General features: G+C 63.6%; 21 protein-coding genes. 11 read left to right on the top strand and 10 right to left on the bottom strand.

The window, feature by feature from the left end; all coding sequences use genetic code 11:
• Positions 1–128 precede the first annotated feature (128 nt).
• A complete protein-coding gene (locus tag MTX21_RS11295; protein ID WP_280964881.1) occupies positions 129–608 on the bottom strand; it encodes an Lrp/AsnC family transcriptional regulator in 480 nt (159 codons plus the stop codon).
• Positions 609–750: 142 nt separating this feature from the next.
• Between MTX21_RS11295 and ald the strand changes: the two genes are divergently transcribed.
• The 3 genes from ald (at position 751) to rnk (ending at position 3,134) form a co-directional block, all read left to right on the top strand.
• Complete coding sequence (gene ald / locus MTX21_RS11290; protein WP_280964880.1) at positions 751–1,866, top strand: alanine dehydrogenase; 1,116 nt, start codon at positions 751–753, stop codon at positions 1,864–1,866.
• A gap of 334 nt (positions 1,867–2,200) precedes the next feature.
• The gene (locus MTX21_RS11285; protein ID WP_280964879.1) at positions 2,201–2,671 is read left to right on the top strand and encodes a GreA/GreB family elongation factor; all 471 of its coding nucleotides are present in this window, start codon (positions 2,201–2,203) and stop codon (positions 2,669–2,671) included.
• A 19-nt stretch (positions 2,672–2,690) separates the two neighbouring features.
• Positions 2,691–3,134 (top strand): nucleoside diphosphate kinase regulator, encoded by a 444-nt coding sequence (rnk, locus tag MTX21_RS11280; RefSeq protein ID WP_280971377.1) that lies wholly within the window; start codon positions 2,691–2,693, stop codon positions 3,132–3,134.
• 60 nt (positions 3,135–3,194) lie between these two features.
• Here rnk and MTX21_RS11275 read toward each other — a convergent pair whose 3' ends face one another.
• The 4 genes from MTX21_RS11275 to MTX21_RS11260 form a co-directional block, all read right to left on the bottom strand.
• A complete protein-coding gene (locus MTX21_RS11275) occupies positions 3,195–3,830 on the bottom strand; it encodes a DsbA family protein (RefSeq protein WP_280964878.1) in 636 nt (211 codons plus the stop codon).
• Positions 3,831–3,999: 169 nt separating this feature from the next.
• Positions 4,000–5,910: an NAD(P)/FAD-dependent oxidoreductase gene (locus tag MTX21_RS11270; RefSeq protein WP_280964877.1), complete on the bottom strand. Its 1,911-nt coding sequence runs from the start codon at positions 5,908–5,910 to the stop codon at positions 4,000–4,002.
• The gene (locus tag MTX21_RS11265; protein WP_280964876.1) at positions 5,907–6,554 is read right to left on the bottom strand and encodes a TetR/AcrR family transcriptional regulator; all 648 of its coding nucleotides are present in this window, start codon (positions 6,552–6,554) and stop codon (positions 5,907–5,909) included. Before MTX21_RS11265 ends, MTX21_RS11270 begins: the two co-directional genes overlap by 4 nt.
• A complete protein-coding gene (locus MTX21_RS11260; protein WP_341510894.1) occupies positions 6,551–8,044 on the bottom strand; it encodes an AMP-binding protein in 1,494 nt (497 codons plus the stop codon). The genes MTX21_RS11265 and MTX21_RS11260 overlap by 4 nt, the downstream gene beginning before the upstream one ends.
• A 172-nt stretch (positions 8,045–8,216) precedes the next feature.
• Between MTX21_RS11260 and MTX21_RS11255 the strand changes: the two genes are divergently transcribed.
• The 7 genes from MTX21_RS11255 to MTX21_RS11225 all read left to right on the top strand — a co-directional run bounded on the left by MTX21_RS11255 (position 8,217) and on the right by MTX21_RS11225 (position 14,505).
• Positions 8,217–9,476 (top strand): ABC transporter substrate-binding protein, encoded by a 1,260-nt coding sequence (locus MTX21_RS11255; RefSeq protein WP_280964874.1) that lies wholly within the window; start codon positions 8,217–8,219, stop codon positions 9,474–9,476.
• Between the two features lie 88 nt (positions 9,477–9,564).
• On the top strand, positions 9,565–10,467 hold the full coding sequence (locus MTX21_RS11250) for a branched-chain amino acid ABC transporter permease (protein WP_280964873.1): 903 nt from the start codon (positions 9,565–9,567) through the stop codon (positions 10,465–10,467).
• Complete coding sequence (locus tag MTX21_RS11245; protein WP_280964872.1) at positions 10,464–11,486, top strand: branched-chain amino acid ABC transporter permease; 1,023 nt, start codon at positions 10,464–10,466, stop codon at positions 11,484–11,486. The genes MTX21_RS11250 and MTX21_RS11245 overlap by 4 nt, the downstream gene beginning before the upstream one ends.
• 2 nt (positions 11,487–11,488) lie before the next feature.
• The gene (locus tag MTX21_RS11240) at positions 11,489–12,244 is read left to right on the top strand and encodes an ABC transporter ATP-binding protein (protein ID WP_280964871.1); all 756 of its coding nucleotides are present in this window, start codon (positions 11,489–11,491) and stop codon (positions 12,242–12,244) included.
• The gene (locus tag MTX21_RS11235) at positions 12,241–12,954 is read left to right on the top strand and encodes an ABC transporter ATP-binding protein (protein ID WP_280964870.1); all 714 of its coding nucleotides are present in this window, start codon (positions 12,241–12,243) and stop codon (positions 12,952–12,954) included. The genes MTX21_RS11240 and MTX21_RS11235 overlap by 4 nt, the downstream gene beginning before the upstream one ends.
• Positions 12,955–13,159: 205 nt before the next feature.
• Positions 13,160–13,339 (top strand): hypothetical protein, encoded by a 180-nt coding sequence (locus MTX21_RS11230; RefSeq protein WP_280964869.1) that lies wholly within the window; start codon positions 13,160–13,162, stop codon positions 13,337–13,339.
• Between the two features lie 107 nt (positions 13,340–13,446).
• Entirely contained in the window at positions 13,447–14,505 is a 1,059-nt protein-coding gene (locus MTX21_RS11225; RefSeq protein WP_280964868.1) for a putative sulfate exporter family transporter, read from the top strand.
• A gap of 107 nt (positions 14,506–14,612) precedes the next feature.
• Here MTX21_RS11225 and MTX21_RS11220 read toward each other — a convergent pair whose 3' ends face one another.
• From MTX21_RS11220 to MTX21_RS11200, 5 genes are all read right to left on the bottom strand, one after another.
• Positions 14,613–15,485 carry an ABC transporter ATP-binding protein gene (locus tag MTX21_RS11220; RefSeq protein ID WP_280964867.1) on the bottom strand — a complete coding sequence of 291 codons (873 nt, stop codon included), beginning with the start codon at positions 15,483–15,485 and terminating at the stop codon, positions 14,613–14,615.
• A complete protein-coding gene (locus MTX21_RS11215) occupies positions 15,482–16,393 on the bottom strand; it encodes an ABC transporter permease (RefSeq protein WP_280964866.1) in 912 nt (303 codons plus the stop codon). The genes MTX21_RS11220 and MTX21_RS11215 overlap by 4 nt, the downstream gene beginning before the upstream one ends.
• Positions 16,390–17,811: an ABC transporter substrate-binding protein gene (locus MTX21_RS11210; RefSeq protein WP_280964865.1), complete on the bottom strand. Its 1,422-nt coding sequence runs from the start codon at positions 17,809–17,811 to the stop codon at positions 16,390–16,392. The genes MTX21_RS11215 and MTX21_RS11210 overlap by 4 nt, the downstream gene beginning before the upstream one ends.
• 165 nt (positions 17,812–17,976) lie before the next feature.
• Complete coding sequence (locus MTX21_RS11205) at positions 17,977–18,750, bottom strand: Crp/Fnr family transcriptional regulator (protein ID WP_280964864.1); 774 nt, start codon at positions 18,748–18,750, stop codon at positions 17,977–17,979.
• A gap of 264 nt (positions 18,751–19,014) precedes the next feature.
• Positions 19,015–19,320: a DUF971 domain-containing protein gene (locus MTX21_RS11200; RefSeq protein ID WP_280964863.1), complete on the bottom strand. Its 306-nt coding sequence runs from the start codon at positions 19,318–19,320 to the stop codon at positions 19,015–19,017.
• A gap of 210 nt (positions 19,321–19,530) precedes the next feature.
• On the opposite strand from MTX21_RS11200, the gene MTX21_RS11195 reads away from it, so the two are divergent.
• Positions 19,531–20,304, top strand: coding sequence for a ferredoxin--NADP reductase (locus tag MTX21_RS11195; protein ID WP_280964862.1), 774 nt, complete (start codon positions 19,531–19,533; stop codon positions 20,302–20,304).
• Positions 20,305–20,358: the final 54 nt, after the last annotated feature.

Raw genomic sequence — 20,358 nt, 5'->3', positions numbered from 1 at the left:
GACGAAAGGCCGAGCCGAGAAGTCAACCGGGCTGACGCGAGGGCGCGTCGTCTCCGCTGGCCAATAGCGCCTAACGGACGACCGATCGCTTGGTTCCTTGCGGGAGTTTCCGTGCCGCAAGGGAGTGGTCAGCGCTTCGCCTCGCCGAACACCACCGTCGGCACCGCGCGATTGACGATCTCGCGCAGCGCGAAGCTCGATTGCACCCTCGCCACGCGCGGCAGCCGAGACAACTCGGTGCGGTGGATGCGTTCGAAATCCTGGATGTCGCGGGCAAGCACGATCAGGATGTAGTCGTCGGTACCCGACATCAGGAAGCAGCGCACGACGGAGGGGCATTTCACGACCTCCGCCTCGAACGCCTTCAGTGCGTCATCGCTCTGGCTCTCCAGCGCGATGCGGACCAAAACCGTGGTGGTGAGGCCGAATTGCCCCAGATCGAGCGCTGCCTGGTAAGCCTGGATATAGCCGTCGTCCTCCAGCGCCTTCTGCCGCCGCGCCAGCGCCGTGCTCGACAGGCCGACCTTGTTGGCAAGCTCGGTGTGGCTGGCCCGCGCGTTGGTGGTGAGTTCCGCGAGGATGGCGAGGTCTTTCCGGTCGAGGGCCAAGGTTTCGTTTCCAGCGTGAAAGGGTGCAGCCGCGCCGGAAACCGGCGCCAGGATGGCAAAACTAGCGGATATTTGCACGAAACCAAACCGCACCTGCCGCTACGATGAACAAGGAATCAGCATATTGGCCAAGGAGCTTGCGATGCGCGTCGGTGTCCCCCGGGAGATCAAGGTGCAGGAATATCGCGTCGGGCTCACACCGGGCGCCGTCCGCGAATATGTCGCGGCCGGGCATCAGGTCATGGTCGAGACCGGCGCGGGCAGCGGCATCGGCGCTTCCGACGAGGTCTATCGGCGGGCAGGAGCCGCGATTGCGGAGAGCGCTCGCGACATCTTTGCCAGGTCCGATATGATCGTGAAGGTGAAGGAGCCTCAGAAGAGCGAATGGGTGCAGCTTCGCGAAAACCAGATCCTCTTCACTTATCTCCATCTCGCGCCGGATCCCGAACAGGCCAAGGGCTTGCTCGCTTCCGGCTGCACCGCGATCGCCTATGAAACCGTCACGGACGCGGACGGCCACCTCCCGCTGCTCGCGCCGATGAGCGAAGTCGCCGGCCGCCTCGCCATCGAGGCCGCCGGCGCCGCGCTCAAACGTTCGGCCGGCGGGCGCGGCTTGCTGCTTGGCGGCGTGCCCGGCGTGCAGCCCGCGCGGCTCGTCGTGCTCGGCGGCGGCGTCGTCGGAACGCAGGCCGCGCGCATGGCGGCAGGGCTCGGTGCCGAAGTCACGGTGATCGACCGCTCCATTTCTCGGCTGCGCGAACTGGATGATCTCTTCCTCGGACGGGTGCGCACCCGCTTTTCGACCATCGAGACGGTTGAAGACGAGGTGTTCGCCGCCGACGTGGTGATCGGCGCCGTGCTGGTGCCCGGGGCCAGCGCGCCAAAACTCGTCACGCGCGCGATGCTGAAATCGATGAAGCCGGGCGCCGTGCTGGTGGACGTCGCGATCGACCAGGGCGGCTGCTTCGAGACATCGCATCCGACCACGCACACTGATCCGACCTACGAGATCGACGGCATCGTGCACTATTGCGTCGCCAACATGCCGGGCTCGGTGCCGGTGACGTCGAGCCAGGCGCTGAACAACGCGACGCTGCCGTTCGGCTTGATGCTCGCGAGCAAGGGTTTTGCCGCGGTGCTGGAAAATCCGCATCTGCGGAGCGGGCTGAACGTGCATCGCGGCCGCATCACCAACAAAGCGGTGGCCGACAGTCTCGGGCTGGAGTTCGCTCCACCGGAGAGCGGACTGGCGGCATAGTCATGCCGCGAGACGAATTTTCCGCCGCGAATTCCGGAGCGCGCTGCGCGCGCGCCGAATGCAACCCGGAAGCCGCACGAGAGCGCGACGCGCGATAATGCATGCGCGCTTTCGCCGCAATGTCGTCGGCGCGATAAGGCACTATGTTCATCGCGCCATGACCTATGTCGTCGACATTGATCCGCGCGTAGCGCGCTTCTGTCTGCACGCCGGCCGCCTCCACGCAGGCGTTTAGCCGGACGGCTGGTTGCGCCGTCCGGGCGTTCCTTTCGTACACAATTCGAGTTCGCGGCTTCCATCCGGGAGCGCGATGCCTTGCGCGAAGGAGTGTGCCGTGTTGCCTCTTCCCAAGATTGCACTGCCAGTATCCGACTATCCCCGCCTGGAGCAGCTTGCGCGCGCAGCCGTGCAGCGAGGGGACATGGATGCGATCTTCCTTATGGGCGAGATCAGCCGCGCCGAGATCGTTCCGGACGACGCACGCGACATCGACTCGATCGTGACGATCGGGTCCTGGATCACCTACTGGACGAATTGGGGCGTGCCACGAAGGATGGTCCGGTTGGTCTGGCCAGAAGATCGCAGCGTAGATTCCGCCCGAATATCCGTCCTGTCGTCGCTGGGCGCAGCATTGATCGGTCTGCGCGTCGACGATCAGATGCCATATTTCGTCGCCGGCTGCCTGAATCTCGTCAGGGTCCAAAGCGTGAGGAGGTCCGGGCCCAACGTGGTCCCGCTGTTTCGCGCCTCTGAATTCACAAGGAACGATCCGATCGACGATGATCCGGGACCGACCGCCGCCTAACTGCGAATTGAGGACCGCAATGAAACCGAAGAAGTCCGCGACCGGATCTGAACTCCCGTCTATCCTGGTAACAACAGACGAGATGCGCCGATTGAACGCGCTGGCGAACTCCAGCATGGAGATTTTCCCGCGCGTGGCGCAGTTTCTCGCGCGTGAGATGGAGCGCGCTAATGTCGTGCCCGATGACAGCGACCTGTCTGGCGTGGTGCGGATGGGTTCGAGGGTCAGCTATCGCGACGAGAGCACCGGCGATGTCCGAGGGGTGCTCCTGGTCTATCCGCACGAAGCCGACATTTCGCAGGGACGGATTTCAGTGCTGACGCCGGTCGGCGCGGCTCTGATAGGACTATCCGTCGGCCAGGCGATCGAGTTTCAGACGCCGGGTCATCACGCGCGGATGCTGACCGTCCTGGACGTAGTCTTCGAACGTCTTCCGTGCGCGAGCACGGACGTGCAAGGCTGATCGCTGGGCACGGTCAATTGATTGATCGTATCCATATAGGCCAAAGCGATGCTGGAGCGGCTACGCGGGCTTTCGATACCGGCTCCCCAGTGCGGTCTCGATCGTCTCCGGCCTGTGGATGCGCTCGATCAGCATGTCGATGCGATCGCCGCCCCAGAACAGCTCGCCATTGAACATCATGGTGGGTACGCCGAACACGCCGAGCGCTTCGGCCTCGTCGATGATGCGATCATGCTCGGCGCGGGCAGGGCCGTTGACGTAGTCTTCGAACGCGCCGGCCGAACCGCCGCACGCGGTGATGACAGCGGCGATTTCGGAGACATCGTCGATCTCGAGCTCGTGTCTCCAGAAGCGGTGGAACACCGTGTCGTGATAGGGACGAAAGAAGCCATTGGCTTGCGCGAACAGCATGCCGACGCTTGAGTAGAAGGCGTCGTAGATCCGTCGCGGGCCTTTCATGGTGAGGCCTTGCGCATTGGCAAAGCGGCGCGCGTCCATATAGGCGTAACGTACCTTGCGCCAGAAATGCGGCGTTCGCTCCTCGACCGTTCCCATGAATTCGGCGACACGTAGCGTGTAGGGCAGCCATTCCAGCTCGACGCCGTGTTTTTCCTCGAGCTCGAACAGGCGCTTGTTGGCGACGAATGCGTACGGGCTTTTGTAGTCGGTGTAGATGCGGACGTGCGGCTTGGGCATGGTGGGCTCCTTTCGAGCACGCCGCGCTGTTAGCAATGTGCAAAGGTGAGCGCAGCAAGCTCCGTCATTGCGAGCCAACGGGTCCGCGCGAAGCGCGGCCCCGTTGGCTCGCAATGACGATGGTGAGAGTGAACGCTACCACTTCGGCAAATCTCCGTGGACAGGTGGATCACCCCTTCGTCAGCTTGTACTGCCCGAGATCCGGGTCGTGCGTCATGCGCCAGTAGTCGACGAAGCGCCACGGCATGGCCGAGAACACGCGGCCGCTCTTGTTGCGGTAGTAGGTGGTCATGCCCGGATGGGTCCAGATCATCGCCTCGTGCTCGGCGTCGACCTTGCGGACGTAGTCGTCGAGCACATCCTGGCGAACGTCGATAGCGGCGACGTCGTGCTCGATCATGTCGACGAGGCACGCGGAGATGTAGCGGCTCTGGCATTCAGACTGGAAGATGACGCTGCCGCCATGAGCGGGACCGGAGTTGGGGCCGAGCATGCAGAAGAAGTTCGGAAAGCCCGGCACGGTGAGGCCAAGAAACGCGGTCGGGTTGTCGTTGCCCCAGGCGTCGCTCAAGTCTTTGCTGTCGCGGCCCCTGATGTTGAGACGGGCCGCCATCTCCGTGACCTTGAAGCCGGTCGCGATCACGATGATGTCGGCGGGGCGATGCTCGCCGTCTGCGGTGACGATGCCGCCCTGGTCGAAATGGTCGATCGCGTCGGTGACGAGCTCGACATTCGCCCGCGTCAAGGTCTTGAACCAATTGTTGTCGAGCAGGATTCGCTTGCCGTAAGGAGGATAAGTTGGCACGCATTTCGCGATCAGGTCTGGACGGTCCCTCAGCTCGGTCAGGATGAACTCGGTCAGCTCCTGGCGGTGGCGGTCATTGCCCTTGTTGACCGCGCGCTCCGGATACGGCCAGGCCGGGTCCTTGCGCAGGAAGGGCAACAGCCCATCGCCGTAGCGCCAGAACATGTTGAAGCGATACCACTGCACATAGAACGGCAGATGGGCGAGCAGCCAGCGCGCGCCTTCGGTGATTGGATCGGAATAGCCCTTCACCGGGCGCGCCCATTGCGCGGTGCGCTGATAGACCGTGACCGAGGCGACCCGGCCGGCGATTGACGGCACGAGCTGCATCGATGTCGCTCCGGTGCCGATCACGGCGACATGTTTGCCGTCAAGCTCGATGTCACTCGACCACAGCGCCGAGTGCAGGATCGTTCCCTTAAAATCCTCCTCACCCTTGAAACGGGCGCGGGAGGGATCGTTGAGCTGGCCGATCGCGCTGACCAGCGCGGTGGATTCGAAAGTCTCCTCGCCATTTTTGGTCTTGAGCGTGGAGATCCAGCGACGCTTGCCTTCGTCCCAGTGCGATGAGGTGAGCTCCGTGTTGACACGCAGATGATTGCGGATGCCGTATTCGTCGGCGACTTTCAGAAGATATCCGAGCAATTCTTCGCGCGGGCAGAAATAGCGCGTCCACGCGTTGCGCGAGCCGAAGGAATAGGAATAGGAATGGTTCGGCGTATCGACGCCGCAGCCGGGATAGCGGTTGATCCACCAGGTGCCGCCGAGTTCGTCGTTCTTCTCGACGATGGTATAGGGGATGCCGAGATGACCGAGGGCCACGCCAAGCGCGATGGCGCAGACGCCGGCGCCGACGATCAGCACATGCTGCTGCGCGAGCTTCTGATCGGAAGGACGGTGGGTCCAGCGCGCATCGCGCGGCACAAAGCCCATCTCCTCGCGCATCAAGGGCGCATATTCCGGCGCGACGTTCTCGCCGAGGCAGGCGCGCATCATCCTCAGCAGCAGCTCCTCGCCGGGGTCGGTGATGACCGGCTTCGGCGTGCCGTTGGCGAAAAGTTTGACGACGGCGGCGCGGATTTCGTCCTGTACGTTCTCCGGCACGCCGGCATCGGGATCGGGAATGAGGCGGATGTCGCGCTTGGGCAAATAGGGCGGCTCGAGCCAGCGCTCATCGCCCGTCATGTGCACGAGCACCATCAGCAGGCAGCGGATATCGCCCTCGGCGATGGTCGAGGCGAGGTCGAGCGGCTTGTGCGGAGACTCGATGTTCATGGCTTGTCCTGATCCCCGGGGGCATTGAAGAGGCCGCGCGTCATCAGTTTGCGATAGGCGGAGATGACGTGATCGGGCACGGCAGTGACGCCATCGGCCGAATAGGAGTAGCGCCGGCTGAGATAGCCGCGCGAGCCCATCAGCATGTGGACGATGGCCTCGAACTCTTCGTCGCTATAGTCCTCGATCGCGCCGGCGAGCCTCGCGCGCCGCAGGATGCGCACATACGCAGTCGAGATATTATCGAGATGCTTCTGGTAGCCGCTGGGCGCGAAGAATTCGGCCTCGTTGAGGATGCGCAAAAATTCCGGAACCTCGCGGATGAAGTCGAAGAAGGCCGCGAAGCGTTCGATCTCCTGCCGCGCCGCATGCGCGGTGCCCGTGCGGGCGCGGATGAACTCGACCATGTCGAGGCCGATCTTGGGCAGGAGCTGGTCGAGCAGCTCCTGGCGGTTCTCGAAATGATTGTAGAACGTGCCTTGCGCGACACCGGCCTGTTCGGTGATACGGGCGACCGAGGCTTCGGCATAGCCATATTTGCCGACGACCTTGGTCGCGGCCTCGAAGATCTTCTGCTTGGTCCAGGCGTTGCGCTCGACGCGGTTGAGCTTCGTCACCTTTGCGGTCGCGTCTGCTTGCATCATTCGGAGGTCTCCAGCTCGGCGCGCAGCACGCGCTTGAGGATCTTGCCTGATGGGTTGCGCGGCAGGCTGTCGCGGATGACGAGCTCTTTCGGCACCTTGAAGCTTGCAAGCCGCGCGCGGCAGTGCTCGATGAGGGCAGGGAGTTCGAGGCTCGCGCCTTCGGCCAGCACGACGATTGCGACCGGCTTCTCGCCCCAGCGCGCATCGCGCAGGCCGATCACCGCGACCTCGCGCACCTCTGATAGTTCGTAGATGACGCGCTCGACCTCGGAGGAAGCGATGTTCTCGCCGCCGGAGATGATCATGTCTTTCTTGCGGTCAGTCAGGTACAGAAAGCCATCGTCGTCGAGATAGCCGACATCGCCGCTGCGGAACCAGTCGCCGAAGAAGGCCGAAGCCGTCTTCTCCGGATCCTTCCAGTAGCCGCGCGTGATCTTCGGCCCGCGCAGGCAGATCTCGCCATTGACGTTCGGTGGCAGCGTCTTGCCGGCCTCGTCGCGGATTTCGATCTCGACATGGGCAATGGTGCGGCCCGTCGAGCCGATCTTCTCGATCTCGCGGCCGGCGTCCATGAAGGTGTCGCCACCCACCGTCTCGGTGAGGCCATAGGCATCGATGTAGCGCGCATTGCGAAAGAATTCGGAGAAGGCGCGGATTCGAACCTCCGGCGTCTTCTCACCGCCGCCGATCGCCCATTTCAGGCTGGAGACGTCGTAGCGGTCGCGGGTGGGGCAGGTGAGGATCGCAGTGGTCATGACCGGCGCCAACCAGGCCGCATTGAGCCTATCTTCGGCAATAGCCGCGAGCGCCGCCTCCGGCTCGAAATTGCGCTGGATGGCGATGAAGCCGCCGTGCCAGAGCACGGCGATGCCGGGCAGATCGAGCGCTCCGACGTGATAGAGCGGGCCGACGACGAGAAGCCGGGTGTCGGCGCTGAGGCCCAGTGCGATGGTCTGGTCGGCCGACTTCCAGTAGAAATTGTCGTAAGAGAGCATCACCCCCTTGGGACGGTCGGTGGTGCCCGAGGTGTACATCAGCCGCATCAGGTCGGATGGCGCGCGGACATGCATCGGCGCCGGTGACGCGCCGTGTGCAAGGTGCGTGACGCTCCGCTGTGCGGCCTCATCGAGCACGACGATCGTCGCGCCTGTGGCGTTCGCAGCCAATTCCTCATCGACGATCAGAAGCTGCGCCCCGGCATTGCCTGCGATGTAGCCGACCTCGTCGCGGGAGAGGCGGAAGTTGATCGGCAGGAACACGGCGCCGATATGGCTGGTGGCAAAGACCAGCTCGAGGAAGGCCGCGCTGTTCTTCATCAGGACGGCCACGACATCGCTGGCGCCAATGCCCTGTGCGGCCAGCCAGCCGGCCACTTGCCGGATGCGCGCGTCGAAGGTCGCGTAGGAAATCTCCTCGCCGCTGTATTTCAGCGCAGGCCGGTCCGGCGTCCGCCGGGCATGAAAGGCGATGAAGCTCGACAGATTGATCATTTGCGCGCGTTTTGGGCCGGTCGCTGGCCTCGCTTCCTCCGTGATGAATTCTGACTCGTAATTCATCTTTGGCTTGACGTCACCCCCTGCGCTCTGAAATTGTTGGGAACACGGAGACGAGACGATCTCCGGCAAGGGACAGGAAACGCCGACCCGACAGAGGGAGGGAAGAATGACGAGAACCCGCAGGCCGGGCATCAGCCGCCGTTCAACGCTGGCGCTGATGGGCGCCGGTGCGATGACTGTTGCCGCGCCCTGGGTGGCGCGCGCCCAGGCCAAGACCATCAAGATCGGCATGCCGACGATCCTATCGGGCCGCGTGGCGCAGCTCGGCACGTCGTCGCGCAATGCCGTGATGCTCGAGGTCGAGAAGGTCAACGCCGGCGGCGGCCTTGCCGGCCGCCAGATCGAGATGGTGATCCGCGACTCCAAGGGACAGCCGCAGGAAGCCGCGCGCGTCGCGCGCGAACTCGTCAACACCGATGGCTGCGAGCTGCTGATCGATGCGGAAGCTTCCTCCGGCGCCTTTGCGGTGCATGAGGTCGCGCGCGATCTCGGCGTGTTCTGCATCCACACCAATTCCGAGACATCGGCGCTCACCGCCGATCCCAAGCAGCGCATTCCGAACGCCTTCCGCACCGCGCGGCAGGGCGTGCACGACTCCATCGTCGGCGGCAGCTATGCCGCCGCGATCGCCAAGGCCAAGGGTCTGAAGAAGTGGGCGACATGCTCGCCAGACTATGCGTATGGCCGCGACACGACGGCCGAGTTCACGCTGTACCTGAAGCGCTTTGCGCCGGACGTCGAGATCATCAGCGAATCCTGGCCAAAACTGTTCCAGCCCGACTACACCGAGGTGGTGACGAAGATTCTGCAGGCGAAGCCGCAGGCGCTGTACTCCTGCCTGTGGGGCGGCGATCTCACCTCCTATATCGACCAGGCCAACATCTACGCGATGTTCGGCCAGATGGAGGTGTTCGCGGTCAACATGGCCGACTACACCGCGCTCACCGTCGTGAAGAACCTGCCGAAGGGCATTCACTCGGGCAACCGCTACATCAAGACGTTTCCGGCGACGCCGGAGAATGCGGCGTGGGGCGATGCCTACAAGGCGAAGTACAGCGAATATCCGACCAACTGGTCGTGGGAGAACGCGACCGCGGTCATGCTGATGGCGGAAGCCGCGAAAAAGGCGAACTCCGCTGACGGCAAGAAGCTTGCCGAAGCACTGGCGGGCCTTACGATCAAGTGCCCGTTCGGCGCCGACGGGACCGTGACGATGCGCGCCGAGGATCACACGCTGGTCGGCTACGCCATCGGCTGGGGCACCACGATTCCGCAGGAGCCCTATGTGCCGGAGGTGAAAGCCGGCGACTGGAAGACTATCTTCGAGCTCGAAGCCGAGTGGAAGAAGAGCAAGGGCTACACCTGATCGTGTGCGCGGCGGAGACGGGTGACCGTCTCCGCCGGCTTCGTCTGGTTTTCCGCGCCGGGCTCGGCGCCGTAATGAAAGTGCTCCCGTGGATCTCGACGCGCTTGCCGGCTGCCTCTCCAGTTCCGCCTGCCTGGTGACGCAGACCACCAGCGGCCTTATCATCGGCATGCTGCTGTTTCTGGTGGCGGTCGGGCTGACGCTGATCTTCGGGGTGCTCAAGGTCGTCAATTTCAGCCACGGCGCCTTCTACATGTTCGGCGCTTATTTCGCGATGACGGCCTATCAGCTCACCGGAAGCTTTGCGCTCGCGATGCTCGCGGGTGCAGCCGGTACCGCGATCCTCGGGCTGATCTTCGAGCGTGTCTTCATGAGCCGCGTCTATGGCGCCGACGTGCTGATGCAGCTTCTCGTCTGCTACGCCTTCGTGCTGATCTTCGACGACGTCGTACGCATCATCTGGGGACCGGAATTCAAGTCGATGGGCATGCCGGCGGCATTCCAGGTGGTGCCGCTGTTCATCGCCGGCGGCGTGGTGCCGCCTTACTATCTGTTGTTGATCGGCGTCGCGCTCGTCGCGGCCGTCGTGCTCGGCATGGGCCTGTCGCGCAGCCGCATCGGCAAGGTGATCCGGGCCGCCGCGCATAATCCCGGCATGGTGTCCGCGCTCGGCATCAACACCGGACTGATCTATGGCGGCGTGTTCGCGCTCGGCGGCATGCTTGCGGGCCTTGCCGGCGCGCTTGCAGCGCCGGTGCGCTCGCTGACCCCGGGTATGGGATTTTCGGTGCTGATCGAATCCTTCATCGTCACCGTGATCGGCGGCATGGGCTCGATCCTCGGCGCGCTGATCGGCGCGTTGCTGCTGGGCCTGATCCGCTCCTTCGGCTCGCTCGGCTTTCCCTTGTTCACCGAAGGCCTGATGTACCTGTTCATGGTGATCGTGCTGGTTTCAAAGCCCACCGGCCTGTTCGGCAAGGAGGCGGCATGACCGAGCTCGAGGCCGGACGCGCGGAGACGCTGGTGCCGGCGCGCGGCGTCACCACAGCTTGGCAACGCTATCGCGACATCCTGATTGCATTGATCGCGTTCGCCGTGCTGGCGAGCTTGCCGCTGTTCACCGGCAGCAAGGCGCTGCTCGATTTCGTCATCCGCTGCTCGGCCTATGGGTTGTTTGCGACCTCGCTCAATCTGCTGGTTGGCTATACCGGTCTGATCTCATTTGGCCACGGCATGTTCTTCGGCCTGGGCGCCTACAGTTTTGGCCTCATCATGCAGAAGCTTGGCGTGCCGATCCCGGTCGCTTTCGTCGCGATGCTGGCGATCACGGCGGTGGTCGCCGCCATCATCGGCGCGATCTGTGTGCGGCTGAAGGAAATCTATTTCGCTTTCGTGACGCTGGCCTTCCAGATGCTGATCCATTCGACCATCCTGTCATGGGCCTCCTTCACCGGCGGCGATCAGGGGCTGCGCGGCGGCATTCCGCGCCCCGTCTTCCTCGGCGTCGATCTCTCCAATCAGATCCATCTCTACGTCGCGAGCTGCGCGCTCCTGATCCTTGGCCTGCTCGCGATGCGCCAGATCGCGCAGTCACCGTTCGGCTATACGCTGCGCATGATCCGCGACAACGCCGCGCGCGCGAGCTTCCTCGGCATCGACGTCTGGCGCGCAAAGCTCACCGTCTTCGTGTTGGCGGCGTTGTTCGCGTCGACGGGCGGCATGGTGATGGCGCTGTTCGTCTCCGGCGCCTATCCGGAATTCGCCTATTGGACCATCTCGGGCGAGGGCATCTTCATCAACATGCTCGGCGGCGTCTCGACCTTCCTCGGCCCGATGGTCGGCACCGTGCTGCTGTTGCTGCTCAACGACACCGTGACGCGATTCACCGAGTATCATGGCATCGTGCTCGGCGTCGTCATCTTGTTCTTCGCGCTGGGGCTGCGCAAAGGCCTGTTGGATTTCGTCGCCGAATGGTTCGCGCATCGGCGCGAGGCAGGCGAGGGGCGCTAGCAATGCTCGAGATCCGCAACCTCGCAAAATCCTTTGGCGGCGTGAAGGCGACCAATGACGTCACGCTTGACTTCCCCGATGGCTCGCTGACCGCCGTGATAGGCCCGAACGGCGCCGGCAAGAGCACTTTCTTCAACCTGATCACCGGCGCGCTGAAGCCGGATGCGGGGCAAGTGCTGCTCGATGGCGTCGACCTTGCCGGACGCTCGCCGCCGGAGATTGTTCGTCACGGCATCGGCCGCGCGTTCCAGGTCGCCAGCATCTTTCGCTCGCTCACGGTGCAGGAGACCATGCTCGCCGCCGTCAGTGCCGATCAGCGCACCTCCGCGGTGCTGCACAAGCGCTTTCCATTGCCCGAGACGCGCGATCGCGCCGAGCACGTGATGGAGCTGCTAGGTCTCGCCGGCAAGCGCAACCGCACCGCGGCGGCGCTGTCGCACGGCGACCAGAAGCTGCTCGACATTGCGCTGGCGCTGGTGCTCGAACCGAAGGTGCTGCTGCTGGACGAGCCGACCGCCGGCATGGGCCCGGAGGAGCGCTGGCGCATGATCGACAAGGTGCGCGAGCTCTGGGAGACGCAGAAGATCACAGTCGTGTTCATCGAGCACGACATGGACATCGTGTTCAAGATCGCGCCGAAGATCGTCGTGCTCTGCTATGGCCGCATCCTCGCTACCGGCACGCCCGACGAGATTCGCAGCAACAGCGCCGTGATCGACGCCTATCTCGGCACCGAACATGCGGGAGCCGCCGCATGAGCGAAGCCGTCATCGAAGTCGCCGATCTCGACGTCTACTATGGCACGAGCCAGATCCTGTTCGGCGTCGGCCTGTCGGTGCGGCAGGGCGAGACCATGGCACTGCTCGGCCGCAACGGCGCGGGCAAGTCGACGACCATGAAGGCGATCATGGGGCTGGCGCCGCCGCGGCGCGGCAAGGTCAGCCTACGCGGCGCGGTGATCTCCGGCCTCAAGCCGCACGTGATCGCGCGCGCCGGTCTCGGCTTCGTGCCCGAGGATCGCCAGATCTTCCCGGAGCACACGGTCGAGGACAATCTCGTCATCGGCAAGAAGCGCGGGCCTGACGGCCAGGACGAATGGCCGATCAAGCGCATCTACGAGGTCTTCCCGCTGCTGGAGCCCTTGCGCAATCGCATCGCCGGGCGGCTTTCGGGCGGCGAGCAGCAAATGCTAGCGATCGCACGCACGCTGATGGGCAATCCGGCGCTGCTGCTGCTGGACGAGCCGAGCGAGGGACTTGCGCCGATCATCGTGCAGCGCATCGGCGAATTGTTGCGGCAGCTTCGCAGCATCGGGTCGACGGTGCTGATTGCCGAGCAGAACATGCATTTCTGCCTGGGGCTGGCGAGCCATGCCACGGTGATCGACAAGGGTCAGATCGTCTATGCTGCCGGGATCGAGGATCTCAAGGCGAACGAGGCGATCCGGCGCCGCTACCTGGCGCTCTAGCCCGGCTATCCCGGACCCAAGCCGCTTGAAGAAGAAAACTATCGCGGCGCCCAGTCGCGGCGAAAGGAGTTTCCCTCGCGAGGGACAAAAAAGCCAATCGCTTCCATTGCCGTTTGGGCCGGAAACGACGACATTTCCGTCACTAATTGATGGATTGTGCCCAGCCATGGAACGCGGTGGATTTGAACCCTTCGGCGAGCGCTTGGTGTCCGCGACGGATGCCCAGCCACAGTCGCGCGCGTCCAAATACCTGTTGCGGGCCGGCACAGGCCTGTTCTGGTCGCTGGTCGCGGCGATCGTGTTCGCGCGCGCGGCCTTCTTCGAGCCCGGCGTCTATGACGGCTTCAGCCGCGTGGCCTCGCTCGCCAAGAGCCTGATCTTCTGAGGCTGTCACGGCCTGAGGACAGAACTTCCCTGGGCCCTGATATGTCGAAAACTTATTCCCCTATCGAGTGGCCCTGCGTATAAATCCTTCCCCTCTGGGAGAGATTTGTGTCGCAGAATCAAGCATCCAGCCCGGCCGACGCCAAGCCAACGACCGCCGCAAGCCGCATCCTCGCGCTGATTCCCGGCATCCTTCTCTGCATCGCCCTGGCCGGCCTCTCGGCTCTGCTCGAACGGGCGGAACTGGGACTCTTCGAGCATCCCTATGTCGAGGCGCTGGTGATGGCGATCCTGCTCGGCATGGCCGTGCGCAGCTTCTGGAAGCCCGCGCCGCGCTGGCAGGCTGGCATCGCCTTCAGTGCCAAGCAGCTCCTGGAAGTCGCGGTGATGCTGCTCGGGGCCTCCATCAGCTTTGCCGCGATTGCGGCCTCCGGCATCGCGCTGCTGGCATCGATCGCGGCGGTCGTCGTGGTCGCGCTCTGCGTCTCCTTCGGCCTCAGCCGTCTGCTCGGCCTGTCGACGCGGCTGTCGATCCTGATCGCCTGCGGCAACTCGATCTGCGGCAATTCGGCGATCGCGGCCGTGGCGCCGATCATCGGCGCCAACAATGACGAGATCGCATCCTCGATCTCTTTCACCGCGATCCTCGGCGTGATGATGGTGCTGGGCCTGCCGCTGCTGATTCCGCTGCTGCAGTTGTCCGCCACGCAATACGGCATACTCGCAGGCCTGACCGTTTATGCCGTGCCGCAGGTGCTGGCGGCAACGGTGCCGGCCGGTCTCGTCAGCACGCAGATCGGCACGCTGGTCAAGCTGATGCGCGTCCTGATGCTGGGGCCGGTCGTCGTCGGCTTGTCGCTCGTTGCCTCGCGCTGGCAGAGTGGCGCCAAGAAGACCAATGTCGGCTTCTTCCGCCTCGTCCCCTGGTTCATCCTCGGCTTCCTTGCGCTCGCCACCTTGCGCTCGCTGGAGATCGTGCCTGTGACGGTGGTGGGACCGGTGACGAAGATCACGAGCTTTCTCACCGTGGTGTCCATGGCCGCCCTCGGCCTCGGCGTCGACGTGCGCGTGCTCGCCAATGTCGGTGGCCGGGTGACGGCGGCCGTGACGCTGTCGCTGATGCTGCTGCTGGGCATCAGCATCACCCTGGTGCACTGGTTCAAGTAAGCGACGGTTGCTCGCGCACTCCCTCGCCCCGCTTGCGGGGTGAGGGTGGGGTGAGGGGGCTCCTCGAGGGCAGTGACCGAGCTCTCCCCGCGAGCGGGAGAGGTGAATCAGATCACATCCGCCAGCGAATGGCCGTGCAGCTCGATGTTGAGGCCCTGCATGCCCAGATCGTTGATCTCGCCGCCCATCGCCTTCAGGCTCTCCTCGCGGATCAGTGACATCAGCCCGCGGCGCAGCGCGAGGAATTCCGACGACATCATCATCGATTGCTGGCGCGGCCGCTCGAGCGGAATGGGAATTTCCGCCTTGATCGAGCCGGGGCGCGCGGTCATGCAGTAGACCCGGTCGGACAGGAAGATCGCTTCGTCGATATCGTGGGTGACGAACAGCACCGAGATCTTCAGCCGCTGCCACATGTTGGTGAGGATCTGCTGCATGATGACGCGCGTCTGCGCGTCGAGCGCGCCGAAGGGTTCGTCCAGCAGCAGCACCTTCGGCCCGGTAGCGAGTGCGCGGACGATTCCGACACGCTGCTTCATGCCGCCGGAGAGCTTTTCCGGATAGTGCTTCTCGAAGGCCTCGAGCCCGGCAAGCCCGAGCAGGGTGCGCGCGGCGCGTTCGCGCTGCGAACGCGCCATGCCGCGCATCTTCAGGCCGAACTCGACGTTCTCCCGCACCGTCTTCCAGGGAAACAGCGAATATTGCTGGAACACCATGCCGCGTTCGGCGCTGGGGCCGCTGACGCGCTCGCCGTCGACCGTAATGGTGCCGGTGGTGGGCTTGAGAAAGCCGGCCACCGCATTCAGAAAGGTGGACTTGCCGCAGCCCGACGGCCCGACGATCGAGACGAACTCGCCCGGCTTCACGTGGATGTGGGTGTCGGTGACGGCCTGGACCGAGCCATCGATGGTCTCATAGCTCAGCGAGAAGCCCTTGACCTCGATGTGCCCCTTCGGTGTGCTGGTCGCGATCTCGCTCATGTCGATCTCCATGGCATCACGAGGTGACCCGCGCTGCGGATCAACAGGCTCGATCCGAGGCCGAGCACGCCGATCGCGATCATGCCGAGCGCGATGTCGGCATATTGGACCAGCGAATAAGCTTCCCAGGTGAAGTAGCCGATGCCGTACTGCCCCGAGATCATCTCGGCCGCGATAAGCGACACCCAGGCTACCACCCCCATACCGATGGTGAGGCCGGTGAAGATATGCGGCAAGGATGCCGGAAAATAGACCTCACGGAAGATGGAGCGCTCGCGCGCGCCGAGACATTGCGCGGCCCGCACCAACACGGGATCGACCAGCGACATGCCATGCAGCGTGTTGACCAGGATCGGGAAGAATGAACCCAGGAAAGTGATGAAGACGATGCTCTGCTCGTTGGTCGGCCACAGCATGATCGCCATCGGCACCCAGGCGATCGCCGGGATCGGCCGCAACACCTCCGTCACCGGAAAGATCACCTCATGCACCAGCTTGAAGCGGCCCATGATCAGCCCGAGCGGCACGCCAACGATGGCTGCTAACGAGAAGCCGATGAAGATGCGCCGGCAGCTCAAGAGGATGTGCATCAGAAATTTTGGATCGTGGATCGCCTTGGTGAAGCTCGCATAGACCGCGAGCGGCGAGGGCACGTTGGTGAAGCGCACGAAGAATACGACGCGGTAGGTCGTGAGCAGGTGCCAGACCAGGAGGAACGCGACCAGCGAGACGATGCCGAGCGCGGTCGCGCGCAGGCGGTCCCGGTTGAGTCGGTACCAGCGCGCGGCCAGCGCGCCGAAGGAAGGTGGTGCTACGGGCGGAGCGGCGGGCAAGGCGTCCGCCTCTGCGATCGCTGGAGCTGCGGGCATGCTGTCCTCGGGATGTCTGAGGAAGGCGGGACTGCTCACGTCTTGCCTCCGCCAACCGCCGCCTTCACCGCGTCATCGAAGCCGAGCACCCTGCCGCCGATCTTGGCCGCGTAGGCCTCGGCGTCCTTCTTCAGCAGGAAAGGCGCGACGTCGCCACTGCCGACCGCGAAGAAGGCCTGGTCGGCGAACAGCTTGATGCCGCGCGTGGTGTCGAAGACGTAGGCGACGTTGATCTTCCTTCCCTTCGCCTTGTAATCGGCATAGGCGCCGAGCGTGCAGGCCGCGGATGCGAACGGCACGATGCCGACGTCGTCGACCCAGACCTCGCCGGCCTTGCGCGGATCGGCGATCGGCTTCTTGCAAAAGCTGTCCTCGCCGGAGATCTCGTAGTTCTTGGTGCTGCCAAGCTGCGCGTCGTAGTCCAGCTTCATCTCGACATAAGCCTTGCGGAGGTAGGAGTCGTCGACCCATGTCTTCGGATCGAACTCCTTCATGCGGCCGAGGTTTTGAAGCACCTTGACATCGGTCGTCGCTGCATCGATCAGCGCCGGCTTGATCGTGGGATCGGTGATCATGTTGCCGCCGGGGCCGAGGAAGATGTAGACGACTTCCTTGTTGATGCCGGTCCATTCCTGTATCTTCTCGGCGGCGAGCTTCGGGTCGTCGCGCAGCCACTGGTTGGCGGCGATCAGCGCCTTCATGTAGGCGACGACGACCTCTGGATATTTCTCGGCGAAGTCGGTGCGGACCACGATGCCGTGGAAGGTCGGCAGGTTGGTCTCGACACCGTCGAAGATTTTTCGCGCGAAGCCGCGGAAGGGCAGCAGCTCGGCGAAGGGGACGAAGTCGGCATGGGCGTCGATCTTCTTCTCCTGGAGATTGGTCGATCCGACCTCCGGGCTCTGGCTGACGAGCTGGAAGAAATCGGACGGATAGCCGCGGTCCTGCATCGCCTTCAGCACCATGCCGTGCGCGGCGGAGCCGAAGGGCACGCTGACGAGCTTGCCCTTGAGATCGGCGAGATCGTAGTAGGGCGAGTCCTTGTGGACGACGATGCCGTTGCCCGAGCCGGAGAGGCTATAGGCGGCGACCCCGATCAGTCGACTCTTGCTCTCGGGATTACTGTCGAACGTGAATCCGTTCACGATCAGCGGATAGTCGCCCATCATGCCGATCTGAAGCTTGTTCGCCATCATCGCATTAGTGACGGGCGGACCGGACGTGAAGTTCTGCCACTCCAGCTCGAACTTAATGTTGGCGTATTTGCCATCTCTCGGCAGGTATTTTTCGAGGAGATGGAGCTGCCGGATGACGACGCCAGCGGTCACCGTGTTGGTCGTGGTGTCCTGCGTTCCGATGCCGAGCGTGACGGTTTCCGCCGAGGCCGGCTGCACCAGGAACAGCGCCAGCGACGTCATCGACATCGCGATCGAGAGCGTGGGAAGATGGCGGACCATTCTCATCCTCATTCGGTTGGATGTGCTGTGGTTGCCATGATTGGGTGAGGGCGCGGGCGGGGCAAATCCGGATTTACCGTCGCAGTCGATTAGTTGCCGGGAAAAGCCGGTTGCATAGTCCTTGGGCAGTTTCGCACTTGAAAGCCGCTTGCATGTGCATCGACCTTAGTCGCTGGCCTGACCGCGCATCTCCTCCAGGACCTCGGACCGACAGACCACGATCTGCGAGCGCTTGGTCACCACGATTCCCTTCTCCTGCATGCGCTTCAGGCTGATCGTGACCCATTGCCGGGTGGCGCCGACCATGTGGGCGATGTCGGCATGGGTGAAAGCGGCGGCGATCACGGTGCCGTCGGCATCCTCGACGCCGTAGAGTTCGACGAGATGCAGAAGCAGATGCGCAAGGCGCTGCGTGATCGAGCGCGTTCCCAGCATCTGCGCCAATGCTGAATAGCATTTGCCCTTGAAGGTCAGGCCTTCGATGAGGCCGATCGCGAGGTTCGGGATCTCTGCGGCAAGGGATCGCAGTTCCTTTCCGGGCAGGTGGACGACGCTGCAATTGCTGGACGCAACGCCAGACCATTGATGCACGGTGCCGTCGAACACTTCAGGCCCGCCGACGAAATTGCCGACATGCCAGTAGGCCAGCGTGATCTCGCGGCCGAGCGGCGAGGTGTAGAACACGCGGATGCGGCCGCTCTCGATCAGCCAGATGCCGTCATGCTTGCCGCCCTGGCTGAACAGCGTCTGGCCGCGGTTCAGCACCTTGCGGCGGCCCTGCTTCAGCACCAGCTCCCGCTCGCGTAAGGTGAGCTTGTCCATCAGCGGCGGCGGCCCGCCGATCCACTGCTGGTTCTCGGTGAGCAGCAGGGAGGAGCTGCCGGTGGGCCGCACCGCAGCGGGAACCGTCCCGCGACCCACATTGGCCGCCTGCAACATTACCCGCCTCTGGATTTGTTCAAACCGTTCTAAAGAGGAGCAATGTCCGTGCCAGATTGGGGGCGGGGAGAGATGGTCGGCGGTGCGTTTGTAATGGGCTGGCGCCATTCACTCAGCCGTCATCGCCCGCGAAGGCGGACGATCCAGTATTCCAGAGACAGCGATGGGATACGGATAGGCCGCGGCGCACTGGATGCCCCGGTCAAGCCGGGGCATGACAGCGGAGAAGGTGGTTAGCGCTTCGCACCTCGACTCTGCGTGCGCTCAGAGCCCCGCCAAGCCGAGCAGATACGGCTTCGGGTAAATCCCCCGATTGTGCCCGTCCGAGAACGCGATGTTCAGCCCGTAGCCGAGATCGCCGATCTCGGTGATGGCGATGCCCGGGAAGCGCTCGGGGAAGCGGCCTTCGAAGCGGGCGCGCGTGCAGTGGGCGCATTTACAGGAGAGGCGGAGCTGCTCGGCGGGCAAGCTCAGCTCGGCATCGTCCGTCGTACGCACGACGAGCGAGGCGAGGTCTGCGCTCGCTTGATAGTCGGTCACTGTCGGCGCCACCAACGCGGTCATGGTCATGCAACCTCCAGCTCCTTTCTACGTCGTCGTGCGGCACAGCGATAGCAACTAATTGCCAGAAAGGGGGCGATCATCCGCGCCGCGCTGCCTTCTCTTCAGTCCTCGCCGCGAAATGTGAAACTAATCGACCGGGGATTTCAGTTCGGCATTGCCGGACTCCCCCTCTCTCCGAAATTTTGCGGCGCATCGCGAATGAAGGAGAGACGAAGAATGAGTGCTTTTCAGAAGGAAACGGTTCTGTCGGTCAGGCACTGGACCGAATCCCTGTTCAGCTTCACCGCGACGCGCGATCCCGGTTTCCGTTTCCAGAACGGCCAGTTTGCGATGATCGGGCTCGAGGTCGACGGCCGGCCGTTGATGCGGGCCTACAGCATGGCGAGCGCCAATCACGAGGAGGCGCTCGAGTTCTTCTCGATCAAGGTTCAGGACGGCCCGTTGACCTCGCGTCTTCAGAAAATCAGGGAGGGAGACATCATCCTGGTCGGCCGCAAGGCCACGGGCACGCTGATCACCGGCAATCTCATTCCCGGCAGGCGCCTGTTGCTGCTCTCCACTGGCACAGGGCTCGCGCCGTTCGCCAGCCTGATCAAGGACCCTGATGTCTACGAAAACTACGAGACCATCGTGCTCGCTCATGGCTGCCGGCAGGTCTCGGAGCTCGCTTACGGCGAGCACCTTGTCGAGAATCTGCGCAATCACGAATTCTTTGGGCCCCTGATTCGCGATAAGCTCGTCTACTACCCGACCGTCACCCGCGAGCCGTTCCGCAATCGCGGCCGCATCACCGATCTGATCGCCTCCAACCAGCTCTTCGACGACATTGGACAGTCCGGCCTTAGCCGCGACACCGACCGCATCATGCTGTGCGGCAGCCCCGCAATGCTCGAAGAACTCCACGCGATGTTTTCCGCGCGTGGCTTCGTGGAGGGCAACCACAGCCAGCCTGGCCACTTCGTGATCGAAAAGGCCTTCGTGGAGCGTTGAGGGCCAAATCTCTCGCCGGTGACAACTAATTGCTATCGCCGGCAAGCCACCTGA

The sequence above is a fragment of the Bradyrhizobium sp. ISRA430 genome (genome assembly GCF_029909975.1).
Lineage (GTDB): Bacteria > Pseudomonadota > Alphaproteobacteria > Rhizobiales > Xanthobacteraceae > Bradyrhizobium.
Note: the sequence above shows the minus strand (reverse complement) of the source record. Positions and strands in the feature narration are given on the sequence as shown.

Coding starts and splice junctions, on each gene's coding strand:
- MTX21_RS11195 (WP_280964862.1), top strand. CDS start 19,531: ATGAGTGCTTTTCAGAAGGAAACGGTTCTGTCGGTCAGGCACTGGACC.
- MTX21_RS11205 (WP_280964864.1), bottom strand. CDS start 18,750: ATGTTGCAGGCGGCCAATGTGGGTCGCGGGACGGTTCCCGCTGCGGTG.
- MTX21_RS11255 (WP_280964874.1), top strand. CDS start 8,217: ATGACGAGAACCCGCAGGCCGGGCATCAGCCGCCGTTCAACGCTGGCG.
- MTX21_RS11235 (WP_280964870.1), top strand. CDS start 12,241: ATGAGCGAAGCCGTCATCGAAGTCGCCGATCTCGACGTCTACTATGGC.
- MTX21_RS11260 (WP_341510894.1), bottom strand. CDS start 8,044: ATGATCAATCTGTCGAGCTTCATCGCCTTTCATGCCCGGCGGACGCCG.
- MTX21_RS11210 (WP_280964865.1), bottom strand. CDS start 17,811: ATGGTCCGCCATCTTCCCACGCTCTCGATCGCGATGTCGATGACGTCG.
- MTX21_RS11265 (WP_280964876.1), bottom strand. CDS start 6,554: ATGATGCAAGCAGACGCGACCGCAAAGGTGACGAAGCTCAACCGCGTC.
- MTX21_RS11275 (WP_280964878.1), bottom strand. CDS start 3,830: ATGCCCAAGCCGCACGTCCGCATCTACACCGACTACAAAAGCCCGTAC.
- MTX21_RS11200 (WP_280964863.1), bottom strand. CDS start 19,320: ATGACCATGACCGCGTTGGTGGCGCCGACAGTGACCGACTATCAAGCG.
- MTX21_RS11270 (WP_280964877.1), bottom strand. CDS start 5,910: ATGAACATCGAGTCTCCGCACAAGCCGCTCGACCTCGCCTCGACCATC.
- MTX21_RS11240 (WP_280964871.1), top strand. CDS start 11,489: ATGCTCGAGATCCGCAACCTCGCAAAATCCTTTGGCGGCGTGAAGGCG.
- rnk (WP_280971377.1), top strand. CDS start 2,691: ATGAAACCGAAGAAGTCCGCGACCGGATCTGAACTCCCGTCTATCCTG.
- ald (WP_280964880.1), top strand. CDS start 751: ATGCGCGTCGGTGTCCCCCGGGAGATCAAGGTGCAGGAATATCGCGTC.
- MTX21_RS11220 (WP_280964867.1), bottom strand. CDS start 15,485: ATGAGCGAGATCGCGACCAGCACACCGAAGGGGCACATCGAGGTCAAG.
- MTX21_RS11245 (WP_280964872.1), top strand. CDS start 10,464: ATGACCGAGCTCGAGGCCGGACGCGCGGAGACGCTGGTGCCGGCGCGC.